4 protein-coding genes are annotated in these 6,122 nt (G+C 69.9%); all 4 read left to right on the top strand.

Going from position 1 to position 6,122, the window contains the following annotated elements; genetic code table 11:
- The coding region (gene secD / locus AB0C29_RS29130; RefSeq protein WP_360826582.1) for a protein translocase subunit SecD at positions 1-1,286 on the top strand (1,286 nt) is incomplete at its 5' end.
- Between the two features lies 1 nt (position 1,287).
- Positions 1,288-2,466: a protein translocase subunit SecF gene (secF, locus tag AB0C29_RS29125; RefSeq protein ID WP_360826579.1), complete on the top strand. Its 1,179-nt coding sequence runs from the start codon at positions 1,288-1,290 to the stop codon at positions 2,464-2,466.
- 68 nt (positions 2,467-2,534) lie between these two features.
- Positions 2,535-3,095 (top strand): adenine phosphoribosyltransferase, encoded by a 561-nt coding sequence (locus AB0C29_RS29120; protein ID WP_360826576.1) that lies wholly within the window; start codon positions 2,535-2,537, stop codon positions 3,093-3,095.
- 160 nt (positions 3,096-3,255) lie between these two features.
- Positions 3,256-5,688, top strand: a complete 2,433-nt coding sequence (locus AB0C29_RS29115) for a bifunctional (p)ppGpp synthetase/guanosine-3',5'-bis(diphosphate) 3'-pyrophosphohydrolase (protein ID WP_360826573.1) — start codon at positions 3,256-3,258, stop codon at positions 5,686-5,688.
- The last annotated feature ends 434 nt before the right edge of the window (positions 5,689-6,122 follow it).

Below are 6,122 nucleotides of genomic sequence, written 5' to 3'. Positions count from 1 at the left end.
CGGCGGCGGCCCCGGCCCCGGTGCCGGCCGACATCAAGACGCAGCGCGCGGCCATCGAGAAGAAGGTCGGCGCCAAGGCGTGGGCCGCGGCCGAGAAGCTGACCGACCCGGTGGACCTGTCCACCGACCCGACGGCCGGCGTGCAGTTCAAGGCGTTCGGCACGCTCAGCGCCCAGGAAGTCAACGCGCTGACGCCGGAGATGCAGTTCAACGTCCCGACGATCGGCTGCGAGAACCAGCTCGACAAGCGGCCGAACGGCGCGATCGACGCGATCAACTCGAAGGTCGTCGCCTGCCAGAGCGGGGCGAAGATGTACCTCGACGTCGCCAAGGTCATCGGTACGGACATCGACACCGCCACCCCGCAGCTCGACCAGCAGCAGGGCCAGTGGGTCGTCTCCCTGGACTTCACCGGCCCGGGCCAGGCCAAGTGGACCGCGCTCACCCGCGAGGCGTTCCAGCCGGCCGCCAACGACACCTGCGTGGCCGCCGCGCAGGCGCTGTCCACCGGCGCGACGCACTGCCTCGTCGCCGTGGTGCTCGACAAGACGGTCATCTCCGCCCCCGAGATCCAGGGCGTGCTGACCGGCCAGTCGCAGATCACCGGCCAGTTCGACGCCACCTCGGCCAAGGAGCTCGCCGACCAGATCAAGTACGGCGCGCTGCCGGTCACCTTCGAGCCGGCCGCCACCCAGTCGGTCTCCGCGACGCTGGGCAAGCAGCAGCTCGAAGCCGGTCTGCTGGCCGCCGCCATCGGTATGGGCCTGGTCGCGATCTACTCGTTCTTCTACTACCGGCTGCTGGGCACCGTCATCTTCCTGAGCCTGATCCTGTCGGGTCTGCTCACCTTCGGCGCGCTGGTCGTGCTGGGCCGGGCCACGGGCTTCACGCTCACCCTGGCCGGCATAGCCGGGTTCATCGTCTCGCTCGGTGTGGCGGCGGACTCGTTCGTCATCTACTTCGAGAGACTCAAGGACGAGATCCACGAGGGGCGCAGTGCGCGCAGCGCCGTCCCCCGGGCCTGGGCCCGTGCGCGGCGTACCATCATCTCCGCGAACACCATCACGATCATGGCCGCGGTGGTGCTCTACATCGTGTCGATCGGCGCGGTGAAGGGCTTCGCCTTCGCGCTGGGCCTGTCCACGATCCTCGACCTGGTCGTGGTGTTCCTCTTCCGGCACCCGATCATGACGATGTTCGCCAACACCAAGGCGTTCATGTCGCCGCGGGTCAGCGGCCTCGGCCGCGCCCTCAAGCGCGCCCCGACCGACGTCAAGGAGGCCTGACATGGCCAGCAAGGGTTTTGCCGACCGCCTCTACCGTGGCGAGGCGAACCTGAACATCGTCGGTCGCCGCAAGCTGTGGTTCGCGATCGCCGGTGCGCTGGTTCTCGTCGCGCTGGGCAGCTTCGTGTTCCGGAATTTCCACCTCGGTATCGAGTTCGCCGGCGGCACCCAGTTCGTGATCCCGGCCAGCGTCGGCAGCCAGCCCGAGGCGCAGAGCGCCGTCGCCCGCGCGGTCGAGACCGCCGGCGTGGCCGAGGCGGCCGACATCGGCACCGCGCAGAAGGTCGGCAACGGCCCGGACGCGACCTACACGGTCCGGACCGAGGCGCTGACCCAGGACGAGTCGACCGCCGTCAAGAACGCGCTGGTGGCCGACCTCAAGGTGCCGGCCGGGGACATCAGCGACAACCGGGTCTCCGCGGCCTGGGGCACCCAGGTGACCCGGCAGGCGCTCCTGGGTCTGGCCATCTTCCTGGTGCTGGTGCTCGGCTATCTGATCGTGCGGTTCGAGTGGCGGATGGCGGTCGCGGCCGTCGCCTCACTGCTGCTCGACCTCGTGCTGACGGCGGGCGTCTATTCGCTGGTCGGCTTCGAGGTCACGCCGTCCACGGTGATCGGCTTCCTGACGATTCTCGGCTTCTCGCTCTATGACGTGGTCGTGGTGTTCGACAAGGTGCAGGAGAACACCCGCGGCATCACCGCGGGCAGCACCCAGACGTACAGCGAGGCGACCAACCTCGCGGTCAACCAGACCCTGATGCGTTCCATCAACACCGGTCTGGTGGCGCTGCTGCCGGTAGGCGGTCTGCTCTTCATCGGGGCCGGCCTGCTGGGCGCGGGTTCGCTGAAGGACCTCGGCCTGGTGCTGTTCGTCGGCATGGGTCTCGGCGTCCTGTCCTCGATCATGTTCGCGGCGCCGACGCTGGCCGCCCTGAAGGACCAGGAGCCGCGGATCAAGGCCCACACCGCCCGGGTGCTGGCCCGTCGTTCCGGGGTCCGCTCCGGCGACGTGGCCCGCGGCGAGCGCAACCGCCCGGCCGGTGCGACCCCGGCCGAGGAGGTTCCGGCTCTCGCCGGCTCCTCCACGCCGCGGCCCGGGGTGCGGCCCGCCGCCAAGCGCAACAACCCGCGTAGCGGGGGTGCGGGCAACCGGCCCAGCGGTGGCCAGAAGCGCCGCTGAGCACGACGTTTTAAGGACGGCCCGCCACCGCGTCGGTGGCGGGCCGTCGGCCTGTCTAGGCTGTCCGCGTGACCCAGACTGACGAGGTACGCGGGGACAGCGGTCCCGAGGTTGCGGAGCTGGTGGCGAGCCGGGTGCTGGACGTACCGGACTTCCCCAAGCCCGGCATCGTCTTCAAGGACCTGATGCCGCTGTTCGCCGACGGGGTGGTGTTCCGCCAGGTGATCGACGGCATCGTGGCGTACCACGGGGCCGGCTCGTTCGACGTGGTGGCGGGCGTGGAGGCGCGCGGCTTCGTGGTCGCCGCGGCCATCGCCTACGCCACCGGCAAGGGCGTCGTACCGGTGCGCAAAGCCGGCAAACTGCCCCGCAAGACCCACTCCGCCTCGTACGCCCTGGAGTACGGCGAGGCGACCCTCGAGGTCCACGAGGACGCGTTCGTGGCCGGTCAGCGGGTGCTGGTGGTGGACGACGTACTGGCCACCGGCGGGACGGCCGGCGCGGCGCTGGACCTGGTCGAACGGGCCGGTGGCACGGTCTCCGGCTTCACGGTGCTGATGGAGCTGGGCTTTCTCGACGGCCGCAAGCGGCTGGCCCCGCGTACGGTCCATGCTCTGCTGACCGTTTGATCCGTATCTGCCCCCGGTGGTGGCACGGTTTCGGCGGATCGGGCCGGGCCATCCGGGAAGTGGGGGCGGGTAGGATGACGTTCTCAGCTAGGTGAGCAATGGTGGTGGACCGGACCGGTCGAGGACGACCGGTGGTCCCGGCGATGGTGTGAGGAGGCCGGTGTCCAGCGACGTCGCCCCTCCGACGGAGGGCACGGTGCAGCCGACCGGCGCGAAGGCGCCCGAGGCTGAGCAAGCCCCGAAGTCCGAGGCCCCGGTCACCGGGGAGACGCACGACCTCGAGTCCACCCAGCCGCTGTCCCCGGCCGACGAGCCGAGCAGCAGCTTCGGGCTGGCCAGTGCGCCCACCGGGCGACGGGTCCGGGCGAGGCTGGCGCGCTTCAACGCGCCGTGGCAGAGCACCCAGGTCAGCGAGGTGCTCGAGCCACTGATCGCGACCCACCGGGCCAGCCACCCCAAGGCGGACGGGCGCGCGCTGCAGCGGGCCTTCGACGTCGCCGCCCGCTGGCACTCGGGGCAGTACCGCAAGTCCGGTGACCCGTACATCACCCACCCGCTCGCGGTCGCCACCATCCTGGCCAACCTCGGGATGGACACCACGACGCTGGTCGCCGCCCTGCTGCACGACACGATCGAGGACACCGACTACGGCCTGGAGCAGATGAAGGCCGACTTCGGTGGCGAGGTCGCGCTGCTGGTCGACGGCGTCACCAAGCTCGACCGGGTCAAGCTCGGCGACGCGGCCAAGGCCGAGACGATCCGCAAGATGGTCGTCGCGATGGCCAAGGACCCGCGGGTCCTGGTGATCAAGCTGGCCGACCGGCTGCACAACATGCGTACCCTGACCTTCCTGCCCCGCGCCAAGCAGGAGCAGAAGGCCAAGGAGACGCTGGAGATCCTCGCACCGCTGGCCCACCGCCTCGGTATGAACACGATCAAGTGGGAGCTCGAGGACCTCGCGTTCGGCACGCTGTTCCCCAAGCGCTTCGAGGAGATCAACCGCCTGATCGGCGAGCACCAGCCGCAGCGGGAGGCGCTGCTGCGCCAGGTCACCCAGCGGGTGCAGCTCGACCTGAAGTCGGCCAAGATCAAGGCGGAGACGACCGGCCGGCCCAAGCACCTGTACTCGATCTACCAGAAGATGATCGTCCGGGGCCGCGACTTCAACGACATCTACGACCTGGTCGGCGTGCGCATCCTGGTCGACACGGTCCGCGACTGCTACGCCGCGCTGGGTGTCATCCACGCGAACTGGCAGCCGGTGCCGGGCCGGTTCAAGGACTACATCGCGATGCCGAAGTTCAACATGTACCAGTCGTTGCACACGACGGTCATCGGCCCGACCGGCAAGCCGGTCGAGATGCAGATCCGGACCTTCGCCATGCACCGTACGGCGGAGTTCGGCATCGCCGCGCACTGGAAGTACAAGGAGCAGAAGGGCGCGACGATCGTCGGCCCGCCCGCGCACATCGACGAGATGACGTGGCTGCGCCAGCTGCTGGACTGGCAGCGCGAGGCCAGCGACCCGAGCGAGTTCCTGGACGCGCTGCGCTTCGACCTGTCCAGCCAGGAGGTGTACGTCTTCACCCCCAAGGGCGACGTCATCCCGCTGCCGACCGGTTCGACGCCGGTGGACTTCGCGTACGCGGTGCACACCGAGGTCGGCCACAAGACCATCGGCGCCCGGGTGAACGGCAAGCTCGTGCCGCTGGAGTCCACACTGTCCAACGGCGACGTCATCGAGATATTCACCTCGAAGTCCGCCACCGCCGGCCCGACCCAGGACTGGCTCGGCTTCGTCAAGAGCCCGCGCGCCCGCACCAAGATCCGCCAGTACTTCAACAAGGAACGCCGCGAGGAAGCGATCGAGGACGGCAAGGAGGCGATCGTCAAGGCGATGCGCAAGCAGGGCCTGCCCCTGCAGCGCATGCTGACGAGCGACAACCTGACGACCATCGCCCGCGACCTGCACCTGGCCGACGTCGCCTCCCTGTACGCGGCCGTCGGTGAGAACACGGTCTCCGCCCAGTCGGTCGTGCAGAAGCTGGTCGCCGGCTTCGGCGGCGAGGAAGGCGCAGTCGAGGACATCGCCGAAACGGCCGTCGCGACCCGCCCGCCCCGCAACCGCAGCACCGCCCAGGACCCCGGTGTGGTCGTCAAGGACGTCAGCGACGTCTGGGTGAAACTGGCCCGCTGCTGCACCCCGGTCCCGGGCGACGCGGTGTTCGGCTTCGTGACCCGCTCCGGCGGCGTCAGCGTCCACCGCGAGGACTGCGCCAACGCGGAAGACCTCCGCGACCAGAGCGAACGCGTGGTCGAGGTGAGCTGGAAGCCGACATCGGCATCGACATTCCTGGTCGCCATCCAGGTGGAGGCGCTGGACCGGCACAAGCTCCTGGCCGACGTGACCCGGGTGCTGTCCGAGGAACGCGTCAACATCCTGTCCGCGACAGTGACCACAACCCGCGACCGGGTGGCGGTGAGCCGCTTCACCTTCGAAATGGCCGACCCGAAGCACCTGGGCCACCTGGTAGCAGCAGTCCGAAAGGTAGACGGCGTCTTCGACGCCTACCGCGTAACTTCAGGCGCCTAACCGGCCCTGCGGCACGCCCCCGCAGCAGGACCGTGGGGGCGTGGGCGCCGGGAACGCAGGAATCGCTGGCGACGTCGGTGACGGCCTCTGGCAGCCCGCCCGCCACCGCAAACCCTGCAATCCGGACGCTGCGTCGCTGGACCGCGTCGCGGGGTTGTTCCGGGTCGCTGAACCGCGCTGCCCGTCTGGTCATGCCGCGTCGTGTCGCTGGGCTGGGTCATTCCACTGCGTTGTGCCGCCGCGAGGCCGCGCCGGCGTCGCAGGCCCGGGTCATACGCTGCCCGCTGCCCGCTGCCCGCTGCCCGCTGCCCGCTGCCCGCTGGGCCGTGCAGCGTCGCAGGCCCGGGCCATACTTTGCCTTGTGCGGGCCCGCTGGGCCGCGTCGCTGGACTGGGCCATGCTGCTGCCTTGCGCCGCCCGCTGGGCCGCGCTGC

This window comes from Actinoplanes sp. NPDC048791 (assembly GCF_040650095.1).
Lineage (GTDB): Bacteria > Actinomycetota > Actinomycetes > Mycobacteriales > Micromonosporaceae > Actinoplanes.
The sequence above is the reverse complement of the archived record's forward strand: the minus strand, read 5'-3'. Positions and strand labels throughout refer to the sequence as shown.

Excerpts from the sequence above, each read along its gene's own strand:
- secF (WP_360826579.1), top strand. The coding sequence starts at position 1,288 with ATGGCCAGCAAGGGTTTTGCCGACCGCCTCTACCGTGGCGAGGCGAAC.